Consider the following 16,767-nt stretch of genomic DNA (forward strand, 5'->3'; position numbering starts at 1 on the left):
ATTTGCGTAGGTGTAGCCTCACTTTTGAGAGATCAAAAGTGACAAAAATCCTTTGTTGTGCGAGGAGTACGCCCTGTACCTCGTCCAACGATAGCATCCATGCCACTATACGATAGTTTATATCATCGTGAATTTAGATATTTGGGTTGATTCTAGAAAATGAAAGCAACGCCCAAATAAGTTTGATTGGGAATAAGGAGCACAGCAGGAAATGAAGAGTATCCCTATGATGGAACTGCATGGCTCCACAGAAAGTCATACAGACAATAATATTAAAACTACAGATTCTACGTGCCCATACTGTGGTGTGGGTTGTGGCGTGACGGCTAAGGTACAAACGGGAACTTTGGGGCAAAAAGTAACGATCACAGGAAATATTCATCATCCTGCCAATTTTGGAAAATTGTGTATTAAAGGCAGTAATTTAGCCGATACGCTTGGTTTGGAAAGTCGTGTTTTACAGCCGATGCTTGGACGTAAGGCACAACGTAAAATAAGTGATTGGGGTACGGTCACAACAAAAATTGCAGAGCAATTTCAACATTGTATTGATCAGTATGGGCGTGAAAGTGTTGCTTTTTATGTGTCGGGGCAATTGCTGACTGAAGATTATTATGTCGTCAATAAATTTGTGAAAGGTTATTTGGGTACAGCTAATATCGATACCAATTCACGACTGTGCATGTCTTCCGCCGTAGCAGCGCATAAACGGGCTTTTGGTGAAGATATTGTTCCTGCAAGTTATGAAGATTTTGAACATACCAATATGGTGGTTTTGGTTGGCTCAAATACCGCATGGTGTCATCCTGTTTTATATCAACGGATTATGAAAGCCAAAGAAGAGCGAGATTTATTCGTGGTGGTCATAGACCCACGTTTTACGGCAACCTGTGAAGCCGCAGACTTACATCTACCAATTTTACCCGGACAGGATGTCGCACTGTTTAATGGTCTATTGCAATATTTGCATCAAAATGGCGCAGTCGATACTGATTTCGTTACAGCACATACTGAATGCTTAACAGTGGCTTTGGACAGTAGCCACAGTGAATCCTCCATTTACGATGTGGCACAAAAAACAGGAATCTCTCTCGAGAAATTAGAATTGTTTTATCAAAAGTTTACTCATACTGAAAAAGTTATGAGTTTATTTTCGATGGGGGTTAATCAATCTTCACAAGGGGTGAATAAAGCCAACAGTATTATCAACTGTCATCTATTAACTGGCAAAATTGGCAAACTTGGTGCTGCGCCATTTTCTATGACAGGACAGCCGAATGCGATGGGTGGGCGTGAAGTCGGTGGACTAGCCAATATGTTGGCAGCACATATGGAAATTGAAAATCCTCAACATCAAAAATTGGTACAGGAATTTTGGAAAAGCCCACACATTGCGCAAAAATCAGGTTTAAAAGCTGTTGATCTATTTGAAGCTGTAGAAAGTGGGCAAATCAAAGCCATTTGGATTATGGCGACCAATCCCGTGGTGAGTTTACCCAATGCTGATCAGGTTAAACGTGCTTTGGAAAAATGTGAATTCGTAGTGGTGTCTGATATTTGTCTTGATACAGATACTACACAGTACGCTGATGTACTTTTACCTGCGCTTGCATGGGGTGAAAAAGAAGGAACCGTCACTAATTCGGAGCGACGGATTTCCCGTCAGAATGCTTTTTTAGCCGTACCTGAACAATGTAAAGCCGATTGGTGGTCAATTTCACAAGTCGCAAAAAAGATGGGTTTTGATGGGTTTGAATTTGCTAATAGTCATGAGATTTTTACAGAACATGCGCAATTATCTGCCTATCAAAATGTACAAACTATAGATCGAACAGATGATTCTATTTTCCGTTATTTTAATTTAAGTGGTTTAACCGATTTAAGCATTACCGATTATCAAAATTTAGCTCCCATTCAATGGCCTGTATGGTCAAGCGAACAAAAAGAAGATGCTGTGGCGCGTTTGTATGCCGATGGTCATTTTAGCCATACCGATGGGAAAGCCAAATTTATTGCCACATCCGTCGTTAATCCTGTACATCAAACCGACAGTGAATACCCCTTGATTTTAAATACAGGTCGAATTCGGGACCAATGGCATACCATGACTCGTACAGGTCTTTCTGCCAATTTGAGTACCCATAAAGCTGAACCCTATTGCGAAGTTCATCCTCAAGATGCTTTGAAATTTGGTCTAAAAGATACTGAATTGGTTGATGTGAAGTCAGCATGGGGAAGTTGTGTCTTACGTGTCGTGCTAAGCGATAAAATCCGCCGTGGTCAGGTTTTTGCCCCTATCCATTGGACAGAAAAAACAGCATCCGATGCGAGAATTGGTAAAGTGGTCAATCCTGTGGTGGATGCAATTTCGGGCGAGCCTGAATTTAAACATACACCTGTCATGATTCAGCCTTTTTATACGCAGTGGCAAGGCGTGTTATATGTTCGTCAAGGTTTTGAACATTATACAAAAAATGCAGTGGATAAAATGGTGTGGTGGACCAAAATTACCACAGCAAAAGCCACCCGTTATGAGTTGGCAGATCGTCGAAAAATGTCTGCGACCACTGAAAAACTCAAAGAACTTTTAGCTTTTGAGGATGAAAGTTTTGAGTGGCTGAATGTAGAAGATCCATCGGCATATATCAGTCATAACATTGTGCTTAGAAATGGCATTTTAATTGCAAGTTTATATATTGCATCTAAAGCTTTATTGCCGGATCGGGATTGGGTTGCAAGTTTGTTTAAGCGGGAACGCTTGAGTGCGATGCATCGTAAAGCCTTACTTGCAGGGCAACCGATGTCGATGGGGAACAGTGAGGGGGCTTTAGTTTGTAGTTGTTTTAAAGTCGGGAAAAACCGCATGATTGAAACCATCAAAGCCAAAAATATCACCGATGAAAAACAAGTCACAGCGTGTTTAAAAGCGGGTGGAAATTGTGGTTCATGTCTACCTGAAATTCGTGGTTTGATTAAAATTTGTCAGATGGAGGCACAGTTATGAACATGAAAATAAAGGCGTTTAATCTAAAATCAATGAATATAAAAGCTATGAAAGAAGACACATTTAAAAAAATAGACTTGCGTAACACAGTAAAAAGAATCTATCGGAAAGTGAGTTTGAAGGTGGATTATCCTGCCACTGATTTGGTCATTCTTGCAGGTGGTCAGGCTCGGCGTATGAATGGAATGAATAAACTTTTGCAGAAATTTGATGATCAAATTCAACTCATTAAAATCCATCAACAACTTAAATCTACTGTAACGACTGTGTGGATTAACAGCCATCGGGATGATTCAATTTATCAGAAAATTATTCCGAGTTTGCATTGTTATCAGGATGATGAACGTGGCTTTTTAGGCCCCTTGATGGGAATGAAAAGTGCATGGTCGCATGTGCAATCTGATTATGTGCTGTTTGTACCTTGTGATGTAACTTATATTCCGTCCAATATCGTGGCAATGTTGCATCAGACTTTGGTTAAAAATCCGAAGGCAGAAGTGGCTTATGTGGAAATTAATCAAACTGCTTTATATCCATTTTGTTTGTTAAAGCGCAGCAGTTTTCCCACATTAGTGGCACAGCTTGAGCAAAAACAGCGCAGTTTAAAGCAATGTTTTGAATCTTTGCACGCTCAGGTGGCATGTTTTAAAAATCATGCACTCTTTTTCCACAGTATTAATTCATTGGATGAGTTGCAACAATATCAACAACTGAAATTCCTCCATTAATTCAGGCAAATTGCTACTTTGGCACAAAGTTGGAACACTTATTGCTACCTCTCATAACAATAAGTCATCAGGATGGATTGGGCCTTTTTAAGTTGAAGCATAAATAGAGTGCAAAATTTAAATACCCAAAGAGGTGAGTGCTCAGAATGAATGCGATGATGCCATTGGAAACACAAGCTGTATTTGCTGATCAATTTGGTCGTCAAAAGCGCAAACTCAGAATTTCAGTGACTGATCGCTGTAATTTTAAATGTGCCTATTGTATGCCTGAACATCCTGAGTGGGTAAAAAAACACGATTTACTCAGTTTTGAAGAACTTTATCAATTTTGCCATTTTATGGTGCAACAAGGTATCGAACATATTCGCATTACAGGTGGTGAACCTTTAATGCGCCAAGGAGTGGTACATTTTATTGAACAATTACAACAACTCAAAAAAATCGGTCTAAAACGTATTTCGATGACCACCAATGCGCATTATTTAAAAAAATATGCTGAAGCACTGAAGAATGCAGGTTTGGATGATCTGAATATAAGTTTGGATAGTTTGGATGCAGAACAATTTAAGCAACTGACCCAAAAAGAGTTGGCACCTGTATTGGCAGGGATTTCTGCGGCACAAGAAGTTGGATTGCCGATTAAAATTAATGCGGTTTTAATGAAAGGTCTGAATGACGATCAGATTTTACCTTTGGCAAAATGGTCGATTCAGCAGGATATTGTGCTACGTTTTATTGAGTTTATGCCACTTGATGGTGATCAAAAATGGTCGGTTGCGGATGTGGTGAGTGAGCAACAGATTCTAGCGACATTGGCGACTGAATTTGATGTACAAATTCAGGTACAACCATCGGCTAATTATCGAGCCAATCCTGCACGGCAATATTTAATCAACAGTCATTTAGGTGTCAGTCATCTCATCAAAAAACATACGATTGGTATTATTTCCACTATCAGTCATTCATTTTGCGGTGATTGTGATCGTATTCGTTTAACGGCACAAGGCGAATTGTATAACTGTTTGTTTGCGCCAAAAGGCTTAGCACTAAAAACAGAAATTAGAGCGCTATTGTTAGCTTCACGACAAGTTGCATTATCAACCGTTGAAAAAATGCCTGAAAAGACCCCTGAGAAGTTAGCATTATTGCAAAAAGTTGGTGCTTATATTTGGAAAAAAGAACAAGGGTATGATGTTATTCAAGCCCGAACAGTACAGCAGACATCCCGAAAAATTAGTATGCATATGCTTGGAGGTTAAAGATGTCAAATATTCTAGTTAAAATTGAAGCCTTTGGTGCAATTGAACGGCAATTACCGAGTGATTTAATCCTACAGTGTGATGCTTCAAGCTGCATTGCAGATGTTTTAGCACAAGTGGAACTGTTATATCCGCATACGCAAAAAATGCTGGAACGCTGTGCCTGCGCTATTGGTGAAGATATTGTGTCACGGCAAATGCTACTCAATCATGATAGTACCCTTGTCATGTTGTCACCTGTTGCAGGAGGTTGATTATGCAAGCTCTAAAACATTTTGCAAGGATTCAAACCCATGCATTTTCACAGGATATTTGTGATGGCATTCAACATTTTCCTGAATGTGGGGGCATTGGCATATTTATTGGCACGGTGCGCAATCATCATGAAGGTAAAGCCGTTCAAGCATTAAAATATACTGCTTATGCACCTGTTGCGGAAAAAATGATTCGTCAAATTGAACAGGACATTCAACAAAAATACGGCGTGTCTTATGTACGAGTTGTTCATAGAGTTGGAGCTTTGGGTATTGGTGAAACGGCGATTATTGCCATTGCCTATGCAGCGCATCGCCGTGAAGCATTTCAGGCGTGTGAAGAAGCAGTGGAACGGGTCAAACATGAAGTGCCCGTGTGGAAAGAAGAGTTTTACTGTGATGGGACAAGTCAATATGTGGAAGGTTGTTGTATTCGTCAGGATTTAGATCAAAGTTTAGATCAGCATCACTCACATAGCCATTGTCACATGCATGAACATTGTCACATGCATGAACATTGTCATGATACAGCACATCAATAAAGTGATGAATCACATCAACAGCATTCACTTCAACCCTGATTTAAATGAATGCTCTAAACCTATAAAGTTGTATCAGCACTGAAGGATATTGTCATGAAAAATGTAGGTATGAAGGCGGAAAGCTATCGGACTGCAATTGCATCGGGTATTTTGTACGCACCGCCACATTGCATTGAATTGCTTCGCAATGGCAATACCGAAAAAGGCGATGCGCTTAAAACAGCACGTATAGCAGGCATTTTAGCGGCAAAACGAACCGATGAGCTGATTCCATTGTGTCATCCATTACCCATTTATCGTGCAGATGTGGATTTCGAACTATTTGAAAATCATGTAAAAATTATTGCAACTGTTGAAACGATTGGCCCAACGGGCGTAGAAATGGAGGCATTGACAGCAGTCAGCCTTGCAGGTCTAACTCTCTATGACATGCTGAAACCACATTGTGAGCCTGAAGATCTAAGTTTGGATCAGTGCAAATTAGACAAGAAAAAAGGCGGTAAGTCGCATTTTACCCGTGCGCTGAAAGAGGCGTTATTTGCATCGGTGATTGTACTGTCAGATACAGTCGCTGCAGGTAAAAAACCCGATACCGCAGGACAAAATGTTTTGGAAATTTTACAGGAAGCGAATTTTAGCAATATCAGCTATCAAGTGATTGCAGATAGCCATGAACAATTATTGGCTTTAATTGAACAGCAAAAAAATCAATATCCGCTAATTTTAACCGTGGGTGGTACTGGTTTAGGGCCAAAAGATTTAACCGTGGAAACTATTCAACCCTTATTGAAGCGTGAAATTCCCGGTTTAATGGAAGCTTCTCGTAGTTTTGGACAGAAACGCACGCCTTATGCTGCACTCAGTCGCGGAGTTGCAGGTTATATTGATAACAGTTTAGTGATTACTTTGCCGGGAAGTCGTCAGGGTGCCAAAGAGTCCTTAATCGCAATTTTACCTGCGTTGGTTCATTTATTTGATGTCCAAAAAAATATTCCACATCAAGGTGGTTATGAATGAGTGAAAGCATCAATGAAATAATTTCGTTTCAAGCAGAGTCTGCCACACATTCTAGCTGTGGAACGGAATCAGGACTGATTTCGATTGATCAGGCTTTAGCTTTGATTTTGGAAAAAATACAACCTTTAGGTACTGAAACACTTGCATTGAATGCTGCCTTAAACCGTTATTTAGCCGAAGATATTTTTTCAACTATACAGTTACCTTTATTTTCACAAAGTGCTGTCGATGGCTATGCGCTTAATTCAGCTGATCCTTTAGAAACTCATTTAGAAGATGTTATACAAGCGAATAGCCAATTTACATTAATCGGTGAAATTCGTGCAGGGCAAAGCGCAGAATTAACTTTACAGGCAGGGCAGGCGCTACGGATTTTCACAGGTGCTGAAATTCCACAGGGCACAACGACTGTGGCAAGGCAGGAAATTATTCAAATTATTAATCCTGAATCTATCGAAATAATAGAACATTTAAAAATTCATGCCGATATTCGGGATGCAGGTGAAGAAATTACTGTTGGGCAACTTTTGGCACAAGCAGGACAACAATTATCAGTCGGTGCCGTTGCTTCACTGAGTATGGCAGGCGTGCAACAGGTTCAAGTCTATCAATATCCTAAAATCGCAGTGGTGATTACAGGGGATGAAGTCGCAAAAAGCAGTTCAGATTTTGAAGCAGGGAAAATTTTTGATGCCAATGCACCGCTTATTCAAGCATGGTTTCAACAACAGAATCAAAAAGTTGATATTTTTCATGTCGTAGATACGGCTGAGGTCGTAAACAGTTTATTAGGTGATTTAAATCAAAAATACGATCTGATCCTAACCACAGGTGGTGTATCTGTCGGTGACTATGATTTTATTCGACCTGTCGCTTTGGATTTAGGTTTTCAGCAAGTATTTTGGAAAGTGAAACAAAAACCTGGCAAGCCGATGTTGTTTGCAGAATTTATCAGAACAGATGGATCTGTTTGTTCTTTATTAGGGTTACCAGGAAACCCTGCTGCGGTCTATGTTGGAATGCACATTTATACTCAAACGATTTTAAATGCATTGCAGGGGCATCGACACATTCCCAATGGTTTTAAAGCAACATTGACCCACGACTTAAAAGCCGATGCACGAGAACGCATTTTACGCATGAGCGTCAGTTTTGCTCAGGCAACATTAAAAGTCAGTAGTTTGTCCAATCAACAATCACATATGTTGAGCAATTTGATGCACGCCAATGCTTTGGTTCGCATTCCTGCTAGGGAGAAAATACATGCAGGGCAAATTGTGGATGGATTTTTCATCTAATTTAAATCATTTATTACGCTAAATATCAATAATTTGTAATTGGAGAACGCATGAAAAATTTAATGATTGGAGTAGCATTATTCAGTCTATGCAATTTAACTCAAGCTGAAACTGTCAAGGTATATGCCGCTGCGAGTTTGACCAATGTAATTTCAGATATTGCTGTAGTTTATAAAAAGCAACATCCTCAGACCGATATTGTACCTGTTTTCGGTGCATCATCCGCATTGGCTAAACAGATTGAAGCGGGGGCAAAAAGTGATCTTTTCTTTTCTGCGGATGTCGATTGGATGAATTATTTAATTAAAAAACAAATGATTACTGAAAATAAAAGCAAAGCTTTATTGTCAAATCAATTGGTTCTGATTAGCCCAAAAAAATTAAATATTGCATTTAAAGCACAACCCAATTTTAATTTTGCACAATCCTTTAAAGGACATGTGTGTACAGGTCAAATGGAATCTGTTCCTGCGGGTAAATATGCCAAACAAAGTTTAATCAAACTCAATTGGCTCGACAGTTTGAAAGGGAGAATTGTCGGTACAGATGATGTTCGTTCTGCTTTAGCATTTGTAGAACGTGGTGAATGTGATGTTGGTATTGTTTATAAAACCGATGCACTCATCAGCAAAAAGGTAAAAGTGATTGGGACATTCCCTGAAAACTCACATCATCCGATTCTTTATCCTTTGGCTTTAACCCAACAGGGTGAAAAGAATGGGGATGCTGTACAGTTTGAAAAATTTGTAAAAAGCAGCCCACAAGCTAAAATTATCTTTAAAAAATATGGTTTTAGCATTAACCAGTAAGATCAAAAAAATTAATAAAATAGGCAAAGAGTGAGAGGGATGTAAGATGCTAAGCCCTGAAGAACTAAGTGCACTCTATCTTTCGGCAAAAGTTGCCAGCTTTGCAACACTGTTTTGCATTCCCTTTGCGATTGCATTGGCGTGGTGTTTAGCACGTTATGAATTCAGACTTAAATTTTTAGTTGAGGCGATTTTACAATTACCCATGGTATTGCCACCTGTGGTTTTAGGTTATTTACTTTTGATTTTATTTGGCAATAAAGGTTGGATTGGACAATATTTACATCAAATGGGTATTGAATTGGCATTTAATTGGAAAGGTGCAGTATTGGCCTCCATGATTGTGGCTTTTCCTTTAATGGTGCAGCCCATCAGACTGTCTTTTCAAATGATGAATCAACAGCTTGAACACATCGCAGGCTCTTTAGGAGCAAGTCCAATCAAAGTTTTTTTCAGTATTAATTTGCCTTTGGCACTGCCAGGGATTTTGATTGGTAGTATTTTATGTTTTAGCCGTAGTCTAGGCGAGTTTGGTGCAACCATGACATTTGTTGGCAATATCCCTGATGAAACTAGGACGATACCCATCGCTATTTATTCCTTTTTACAACAACCTGATGGTGAACAGATGGCGATGCGTTTGGTCACTCTTTCTTTAATTCTTGCCTTTTCTGCACTGATAGTCAATTACTTTATCTTACAGAAATATCAAAGTAAATTAATGGGATAAGCGTATGCTACGTTGCGATTTTCAATATCAGAGGGCAGATTTTAAGTTAAATATTCAGCTTGAAATGCAAGATCAACTATTGGGCATCGTCGGTGCATCGGGTAGTGGAAAAAGTACATTTTTAAAAAATCTTGTCGGTTTATTACATCCAACACAGGGCTCTATTCAGTTTAATCAACAGGTTTTATTTGACCAGCAGAAAAACATTCATGTGCCCATGCATCAACGAAAAATTGCGATGATTTTTCAAAATGCACTATTGTTCCCACACATGAATGTACAGCAAAATTTAATGTATGCAGTAAAACAGGTTAATCAAGAAAATCCTAAATTTCATTTTAATGAGATTGTTGATTTGCTTGAATTAATGCCTTTAATTCATCGTAAAGCACATCAGCTTTCTGGTGGAGAAGCACAACGGGTATCAATTGGCCGTGCCTTGTTGTCTTCACCCCATTTATTACTGCTAGATGAACCACTGACAGGGTTTGATCATCAACTAAAACAGCAAATTTTACCATTCTTCAAAAGGTTAAAAGAGGAGATTGATTTGCCGATGATTTATGTGACGCACCATGTAGATGAGTTAGTATTTTTACACGCTGAAATATTGATGTTAGAACAAGGAAAATTAATGTCTGCAACTTATTAATTTTCATCATAGACAAGGGGGTCTTTGATATGTGTGATGAATTAACAGCAGAGTTACACATTGGAAACTCTAGATGGTGGATATTTAAAAGCTCTACGGTTTTCGTTTAATTTTAATTAAAACTATTCTATTTATAATTTTTTTTTATTGCCCGTGTTTCTACTCCATATACAATTTTAGATGGTGTTTCAAAAAGTATGCTGGCATTAAATAAATCCATTATTGATATAAAAGAAGGTTAAATCGAAGGTTCTAAAATGATTTTCAAGCTTTTTTGAAAAACAATAGGTTTTAGGTTTTTCTAACAACTTATTTTATTCAATGCCTTACACGACAAATAGGTTGGGAAGTAAACATATTTAAATTGTATGAAACTTCCCTAGCAAAGTGAACTTAAAGGCTTTAATAATACGTTTCCAACGGTCACTAGCAATAAAGATAAGTAATATTTAAGTTTTCAATTCGATCCTTTAACTTTTGTGCTGTAATGGTGTTTCTATCGCCACATACAAAAGCTACCATTTCTACGCTGCTTCTTTCAAAGGCATACGGCAACCAACGCTTACTTTTCTTATTACTAAAAAATGCCAAAATTCATCTACTTCTAAATCTTTATAGTGTGATTGCTTTGGAGTAAGTTCATCATTTTACTCTGTTAACGTTTTCAGGATATTCCCAATACTAACCTTTATGATCTTTGAAATATCCCGAATTCCGCAACATTAGGCAAGCATAAGTAAAGTCAATTTACATCCTTTACAATGGTAATTCTGCTTATCATCGTGTTTGATACCATTCTTCTTTATATAGGTCTTTCAGTGCTTCTCATTATTCGCAACATACAATTTAGAGTAACACCAATTTTTTCTTCCTTAGATTATTAGAGGGAGTGTAATAGGATTAGTATGAGTAAACCCAATATAATCCGATACCAAGCAAATACTCTTAATGTATGTTTTTCTACAAATTTAACCAAAGCTTTGACCACAAATAATGCCGCTATAAATGCAGCGATAAAACCGACTGCAATATTCATCATATTGTCTGTAGTTAATACATTTGCGTTGCGTATAAGATCATAAGTTGCCGCCCCAAGCATGGTTGGCATGGCAAGAAAAAACGAAAACTCTGTAGCCGCTTTACGTGATAAACCAGATAACATACCACCAATAATGGTTGCACCTGAACGAGATGTACCTGGAATCATCGCAAGGCATTGTGCAAAGCCAATCAAAATAGCTTGTTTCAAGTTAATGTCCGTTGCTTCTATTGTCTTGGGTTCAAACTTTCTACCTTCAACCGCAAAAATAATAAAACCACCAATAATTAAAGCAAAGGCGACCACTAGTGGGCTAAACAAGATTTGCTTAATAAAGTCGACTGCTAAAACGCCAATAACCACAGCGGGAAGAAAAGCGATAAATACATTGATGGCAAAGCGTCGGGCATGTACATCACCCGAGAAAAAGCCTTTGACTAAATTGATAATTTTTTGACGGTAGAGCCAGCACACAGCAAGAATAGCACCAAGCTGAATGACAACTTCAAAAACACGTCCTGTATCTGAATGAAAATCAATTAGATGCCCAAATAAAATTAAATGTCCTGTACTTGAAATCGGTAAAAACTCGGTTAACCCTTCAATAAGCCCTAAAAACAAGGCTTTAAGCAGTTCAAAATTTTCCATAAGTAAACGAACAACGTCATAAAAATAGGCATCTGTTGTAAGGTATTTCACATGATTTATAAATGGTAAAAGACAAATTTTTACGTAATTTTTACGTCTTATACTGTTTCGTGAATAGAGAGTTTACGCATACTTTTCTCATACTAAATCGTGGAATATCCCAAAGTTTAGGATGAAAAAGATGAGTGCTACATTCATAGCGCATCAAAAAGTACAGCATTCCCAAATGTGCCTCGTACAAACACTTAAAAATCAAAAATGTATCAATATCAAAAATAGATTTATTGCTCACTGTTTAACGGGGAGTGAGATGCCATGTTAATGCTTATTTTACTCTTGGTCATGGTGACCATTTTGGCATATCCCTTAGGGAAATATCTCGCTGCGATTATGCAAAATCGTGAGATGAAAATTGACCCAGTATTTAATTGGATCGAAAAACCAATTTACACCATTTTAGGGACAAACCCAAAAATTGGCATGAACGTGAAGACCTATACACTGAGTTTTGTGCTGAGCTGTTTACTACTTGGTTTAGTGACTTGGCTTTTATTTATGACACAAGCCAGTTTGCCACTGAATCCAAACAATGCACCGAATATGTCATGGGATTTGGCATTGCATACCATGATTTCGTTCTTGACCAATACCAATCAGCAACATTATTCAGGGCAAGCTCAACTGTCTTATTTGTCGCAAATGGTCGGGATTGTGGGTCTGCAAATTATTACCCCAATGATGGGTTTGGCGATGGTTGTCGCAACGATTCGTGCACTATTTTATCAGCAATCGAATGTTGTGTCAGAAGCAGATCAATATGCAAGTTTTAGCACCAAAGTTAAAAAGATTAATATCGGAAACTATTGGGCAGATGTTATTCGTCCAACTTTTCGCTTTCTAATACCGTTGTGTATGGTGTGGTCGCTCTTACTCACTAGCCAAGGTGTGCCATCTACTTTTCAAGGTGGTCCTGAAGTTCAAGTCCGCGACCAAACTGCCGAATTACACACGCAAAAAATTCCTTTAGGTCCTGTTGCACCGATGGTGGCAATCAAGCAATTAGGTAGTAATGGTGGTGGTTGGTATGGACCAAACAGTAGTGTGCCATTGGAAAATCCAACGCCTTTATCTAATTTTTTAGAAATGTTGGCAATCTTACTGATCCCTGTTTCTGTCATTTTTATGTTGGGCTTTTTCACTAAACGTGCCAAATTTGCAGGCTTTGTTTTTGGTTCAATGTTGCTGATGTCAGTGGTTTCCGCAAGCAGTGCGATTTGGTCTGAAAGCCTTTCTTCTACAGCATCACAGATTTATGCAATGGAAGGAAAAGAAGTTCGTTTTGGTGAGTCTTCTTCGGCACTTTGGTCTGCACTGACGACACAAGTCAACAACGGCTCTGTCAATATGATGCATGATTCATCCGCACCACTGACAGGCTTGGTTCAGTTTTCTAATATGCTGATCAATGCCATTTGGGGAGGAATTGGTTGTGGCTTACAGCAATTCATTATCTACCTATTTTTGGCTGTATTTATTGCAGGTTTAATGACAGGACGTACACCTGAGTTGTTTGGTCGAAAAATTGAAGCAGGAGAAATTAAATTACTTGCCGTGGTCATTCTTATACAGCCAATTGTGATTTTAACTTTAACCGCTATAACTTTATTTTTCCCAGAATTGACTGGCAATAGTAATCCGCAATATCACGGCGTTTCCCAAGTGCTATATGAATACATTTCTGCATTTGCCAACAATGGTTCAGGCTTTGAGGGATTGGCAGATAACACCGTATGGTGGAATGTGACCTGTGGTTTAGCTTTGTTATTGGGACGCTTCCCAACCTTAATTATTCCATTATGGATTGCAACACGTTTAACAGCTAAACGTCAGGCACCTGAAAGTAGCGGAAGCCTAAAAGTTGAAACACCAACCTTTGCATTAACTTTAATTGCCATCGTGATGATGTTGACCTTATTACAATTTATGCCAGTCCTCGTCTTGGGGCCAATCGCTGACCATTTGTTATTGGTTCAAGGTTAAGGGTGAGTACAATGAAGCATTCAAAACAATCTATTGAAGCACAAAAAAACACATTATCTTCGACTTTATTTCAAGCTGAAGCGTGGAAAAATGCCTGTGTTAAATTATTACCGCAGCATATGATTAAGAATCCTGTGATGGCGATTGTTTGGCTTGGAACAATCATTACATTTATTAGTACTTTAATAGGTGAAGCTAGTTTGGTATTTGGTTTATCGGTGACGTTTATTTTATTGATCACTGTTTTATTTGCCAATTATGCAGAAGCGGTTGCAGAAGCCAAAGGTCGTGGTCAAGCGTCTTCTTTAAGACAAGCACGGCAGAATTTAACTGCCCGTCGACTCAGTTCTAAGGATAATTTAGAGGGCGTGCAAGTCGCTGCAACAGAGTTACAAATGAATGATTTGATTGAAGTCCGTGCAGGCGAGCTGATTCCTGCTGACGGTGAAATTATTCAAGGTTTTGCCACCATTAATGAAGCGGCTGTTACGGGTGAATCTGCACCTGTATTACGTGAAGCAGGTACAGACAAATCAGGTGTGATTGGCGGTACTAAAGTGCTTACCGATCGTATAGTCGTACAAGTGACTGCTGAAGCTGGAAATAGCTTCCTTGATCGAATGATTGCTTTGGTCGAAGGTTCGAACCGCCAAAAAACGCCGAATGAAATTGCATTGGGTATTTTACTGACTGTCATGACCGTGACGTTTATTGTCGTGGTGGTGAGTTTGCCTTTTATTGGACATTTCCTGAATATTGAAATTAATCCAATTGTATTGGTAGCGCTGTTGGTGTGTTTAATTCCAACCACGATTGGTGGCTTATTACCTGCAATTGGGATTGCGGGAATGAATAGAGCTTTAAAAGCCAATATTATTGCCAAATCAGGTAAAGCGGTTGAGGTCGCAGGGGATGTCGATGTATTGCTCCTCGATAAAACAGGAACTATTACCTATGGTGATCGTCAGGCAACGGCATTTTATCCGCTTTCAGGCGTCACCGAGTCTGAACTTCGTCAAGCAGCAGTGTTGACCTCACTTGCAGATCCGACCCCTGAAGGTAAGTCTGTGGTGGCTTTGGCAAAAGATCAAGGTGAGCGAGTCGTAGAACCAGAACATGCTGAATTTATTTCTTTTAATGCTTCAACTCGTATTTCAGGGATTAATTTGTCCGATGGTCATCAAATCCGAAAAGGTGCTTTGGATGCGATTTTGAAATTCGCAACACAAAGTATTGAAAATCATAGTGAGCTTAAAACTCGTGTTAAACAGGTTGCATCGAAAGGGGCTACACCTTTAGTGGTTGCAAAAGACCAAAACATTCTTGGTGTAATTGAGCTTTCTGATGTGATTAAACAGGGTATTAAAGAAAAGTTTGCTCGTTTACGTGAAATGGGCATTAAAACGGTCATGGTGACGGGAGATAATCCTTTAACGGCAGCGGCAATTGCAGCAGAAGCAGGTGTCGATGACTATATTGCTGAAGCAAGACCCGAAGATAAACTGAATTGTATTCGTGATGAACAGAATAAAGGGCATTTGGTGGCAATGGTCGGTGATGGCACCAATGATGCACCTGCTTTAGCACAAGCCGATATTGGTTTAGCCATGAATTCAGGTACGCAAGCGGCTAAAGAAGCAGGCAATATGGTGGATTTAGATTCTGATCCAACTAAATTATTGGCTGTGGTTGAAATTGGTAAACAACAGTTGATTACCCGTGGCGCATTGACCACGTTTTCATTGGCAAATGATGTGTCGAAATACTTTGCAATTTTACCTGCACTATTCGTGGCTAGCATTCCACAAATGAGTGTTTTAAATGTGATGCAATTGGGTAGTTGTGAAAGTGCAATTCTTTCAGCCTTGATTTTTAACGCCATTATTATTCCCTTACTGATTCCAATTGCCTTACGTGGTGTGAAATTTAAACCCTCTACCTCTACTCAATTGTTGCGCCGTAATATGTTGATTTATGGTGTGGGTGGGGTGTTATTGCCTTTCGTTGCAATCAAAGTGATTGATCTGATGATTAGTCCATTACTGTCACTTTAATTTTTTGAGGATGATAAAAATGAACATTGAACATTATGCAGATAAGAACGATTCATTGGAAAATCAGCTACTCATGGATTCATCATGGGCAGATTTAACACGTGCATCTGTAGGCTTAAGTATTGTTGCTTTAACACTTTGCGGTTTTGTATACAGTTCAGTTGCCACAGGGCTTGGTCAGGTCATCTTTCCAGATCAAGCCAATGGCAGTTTAATTTTGGAAAATGATCGGGTTGTGGGGTCACGTCTAGTTGCACAACCTTTTATTCAGACCCAATATTTTCAGCCACGTCCATCGGCTGCACATTATGACCCAATGGCAATGGCAGGGAGTAATATGGCAGTCACCAATCCTGCTTTACATCAAGCCATAGATACGCGGTTGAATAAAATTGCTGTACAGGAACAGATTGAAAAATCAAAAATTCCAGCGGATTTGGTGACCGCTTCTGGCAGTGGAATTGACCCTGAAATCTCTGTGCAGTCTGCATTTATTCAGGTGAAACGTGTTGCGCAACTAAGGCAGATCTCTGAGCAAGAAGTAACTAAATTGGTACAACAATATACAGTGCAGCCGACTTTTGGGATATTGGGAGAGGCGCGTGTGAATGTACTTGAATTAAATTTAGCTTTGGATCACATTGGAAAGTGATTTTGAGATTTGAATAAGTTAATTATTCCTTCTCCCTTTGA

The 16,767-nt window shown here is 39.0% G+C and carries 14 protein-coding genes and 1 pseudogene; 13 read left to right on the forward strand and 2 right to left on the reverse strand.

Annotation, left to right across the window (positions count from 1 at the left end; all coding sequences use genetic code 11):
- Positions 1-211 precede the first annotated feature (211 nt).
- From ACK1JC_RS09870 to ACK1JC_RS09915, 10 genes are all read left to right on the forward strand, one after another.
- Positions 212-3,004, forward strand: a complete 2,793-nt coding sequence (locus ACK1JC_RS09870) for a molybdopterin-dependent oxidoreductase (protein WP_409511697.1) — start codon at positions 212-214, stop codon at positions 3,002-3,004.
- Positions 3,005-3,051: 47 nt separating this feature from the next.
- Positions 3,052-3,732, forward strand: coding sequence for an NTP transferase domain-containing protein (locus ACK1JC_RS09875; protein WP_409511698.1), 681 nt, complete (start codon positions 3,052-3,054; stop codon positions 3,730-3,732).
- Positions 3,733-3,878: 146 nt separating this feature from the next.
- Positions 3,879-4,991 (forward strand): GTP 3',8-cyclase MoaA, encoded by a 1,113-nt coding sequence (moaA, locus tag ACK1JC_RS09880; RefSeq protein ID WP_409511699.1) that lies wholly within the window; start codon positions 3,879-3,881, stop codon positions 4,989-4,991.
- Positions 4,992-4,993: 2 nt separating this feature from the next.
- Positions 4,994-5,245, forward strand: coding sequence for a MoaD/ThiS family protein (locus ACK1JC_RS09885; RefSeq protein ID WP_409511700.1), 252 nt, complete (start codon positions 4,994-4,996; stop codon positions 5,243-5,245).
- Between the two features lie 2 nt (positions 5,246-5,247).
- The gene (locus tag ACK1JC_RS09890) at positions 5,248-5,787 is read left to right on the forward strand and encodes a molybdenum cofactor biosynthesis protein MoaE (protein WP_409511701.1); all 540 of its coding nucleotides are present in this window, start codon (positions 5,248-5,250) and stop codon (positions 5,785-5,787) included.
- A 93-nt stretch (positions 5,788-5,880) separates the two neighbouring features.
- A complete protein-coding gene (gene moaCB / locus ACK1JC_RS09895) occupies positions 5,881-6,804 on the forward strand; it encodes a bifunctional molybdenum cofactor biosynthesis protein MoaC/MoaB (protein ID WP_409511702.1) in 924 nt (307 codons plus the stop codon).
- A complete protein-coding gene (locus tag ACK1JC_RS09900) occupies positions 6,801-8,102 on the forward strand; it encodes a molybdopterin molybdotransferase MoeA (RefSeq protein ID WP_409511703.1) in 1,302 nt (433 codons plus the stop codon). Before moaCB ends, ACK1JC_RS09900 begins: the two co-directional genes overlap by 4 nt.
- A 50-nt stretch (positions 8,103-8,152) precedes the next feature.
- Positions 8,153-8,911 carry a molybdate ABC transporter substrate-binding protein gene (gene modA, locus ACK1JC_RS09905; protein WP_409511704.1) on the forward strand — a complete coding sequence of 253 codons (759 nt, stop codon included), beginning with the start codon at positions 8,153-8,155 and terminating at the stop codon, positions 8,909-8,911.
- A 46-nt stretch (positions 8,912-8,957) separates the two neighbouring features.
- Positions 8,958-9,641 carry a molybdate ABC transporter permease subunit gene (gene modB / locus ACK1JC_RS09910; protein ID WP_409511705.1) on the forward strand — a complete coding sequence of 228 codons (684 nt, stop codon included), beginning with the start codon at positions 8,958-8,960 and terminating at the stop codon, positions 9,639-9,641.
- A gap of 4 nt (positions 9,642-9,645) precedes the next feature.
- Positions 9,646-10,293 (forward strand): ATP-binding cassette domain-containing protein, encoded by a 648-nt coding sequence (locus tag ACK1JC_RS09915; protein ID WP_409511706.1) that lies wholly within the window; start codon positions 9,646-9,648, stop codon positions 10,291-10,293.
- A 206-nt stretch (positions 10,294-10,499) separates the two neighbouring features.
- Here the strand turns inward: ACK1JC_RS09915 and ACK1JC_RS09920 are convergent.
- Positions 10,500-11,099, reverse strand: a pseudogene (locus ACK1JC_RS09920) (IS1 family transposase).
- Positions 11,100-11,173: 74 nt separating this feature from the next.
- A complete protein-coding gene (locus ACK1JC_RS09925; protein ID WP_409511757.1) occupies positions 11,174-11,980 on the reverse strand; it encodes an undecaprenyl-diphosphate phosphatase in 807 nt (268 codons plus the stop codon).
- 315 nt (positions 11,981-12,295) lie between these two features.
- Here ACK1JC_RS09925 and kdpA point away from each other — a divergent pair, with 315 nt between their 5' ends.
- The 3 genes from kdpA to kdpC all read left to right on the forward strand — a co-directional run bounded on the left by kdpA (position 12,296) and on the right by kdpC (position 16,726).
- On the forward strand, positions 12,296-14,020 hold the full coding sequence (gene kdpA / locus ACK1JC_RS09930) for a potassium-transporting ATPase subunit KdpA (protein ID WP_409511707.1): 1,725 nt from the start codon (positions 12,296-12,298) through the stop codon (positions 14,018-14,020).
- Positions 14,021-14,031: 11 nt separating this feature from the next.
- A complete protein-coding gene (kdpB, locus tag ACK1JC_RS09935) occupies positions 14,032-16,074 on the forward strand; it encodes a potassium-transporting ATPase subunit KdpB (protein WP_409511708.1) in 2,043 nt (680 codons plus the stop codon).
- Between the two features lie 73 nt (positions 16,075-16,147).
- A complete protein-coding gene (gene kdpC / locus ACK1JC_RS09940) occupies positions 16,148-16,726 on the forward strand; it encodes a potassium-transporting ATPase subunit KdpC (RefSeq protein WP_409511758.1) in 579 nt (192 codons plus the stop codon).
- Positions 16,727-16,767: the final 41 nt, after the last annotated feature.

Origin of the sequence: Acinetobacter sp. TY2, from assembly GCF_046269225.1 — a bacterium.
Taxonomy (GTDB): domain Bacteria; phylum Pseudomonadota; class Gammaproteobacteria; order Pseudomonadales; family Moraxellaceae; genus Acinetobacter.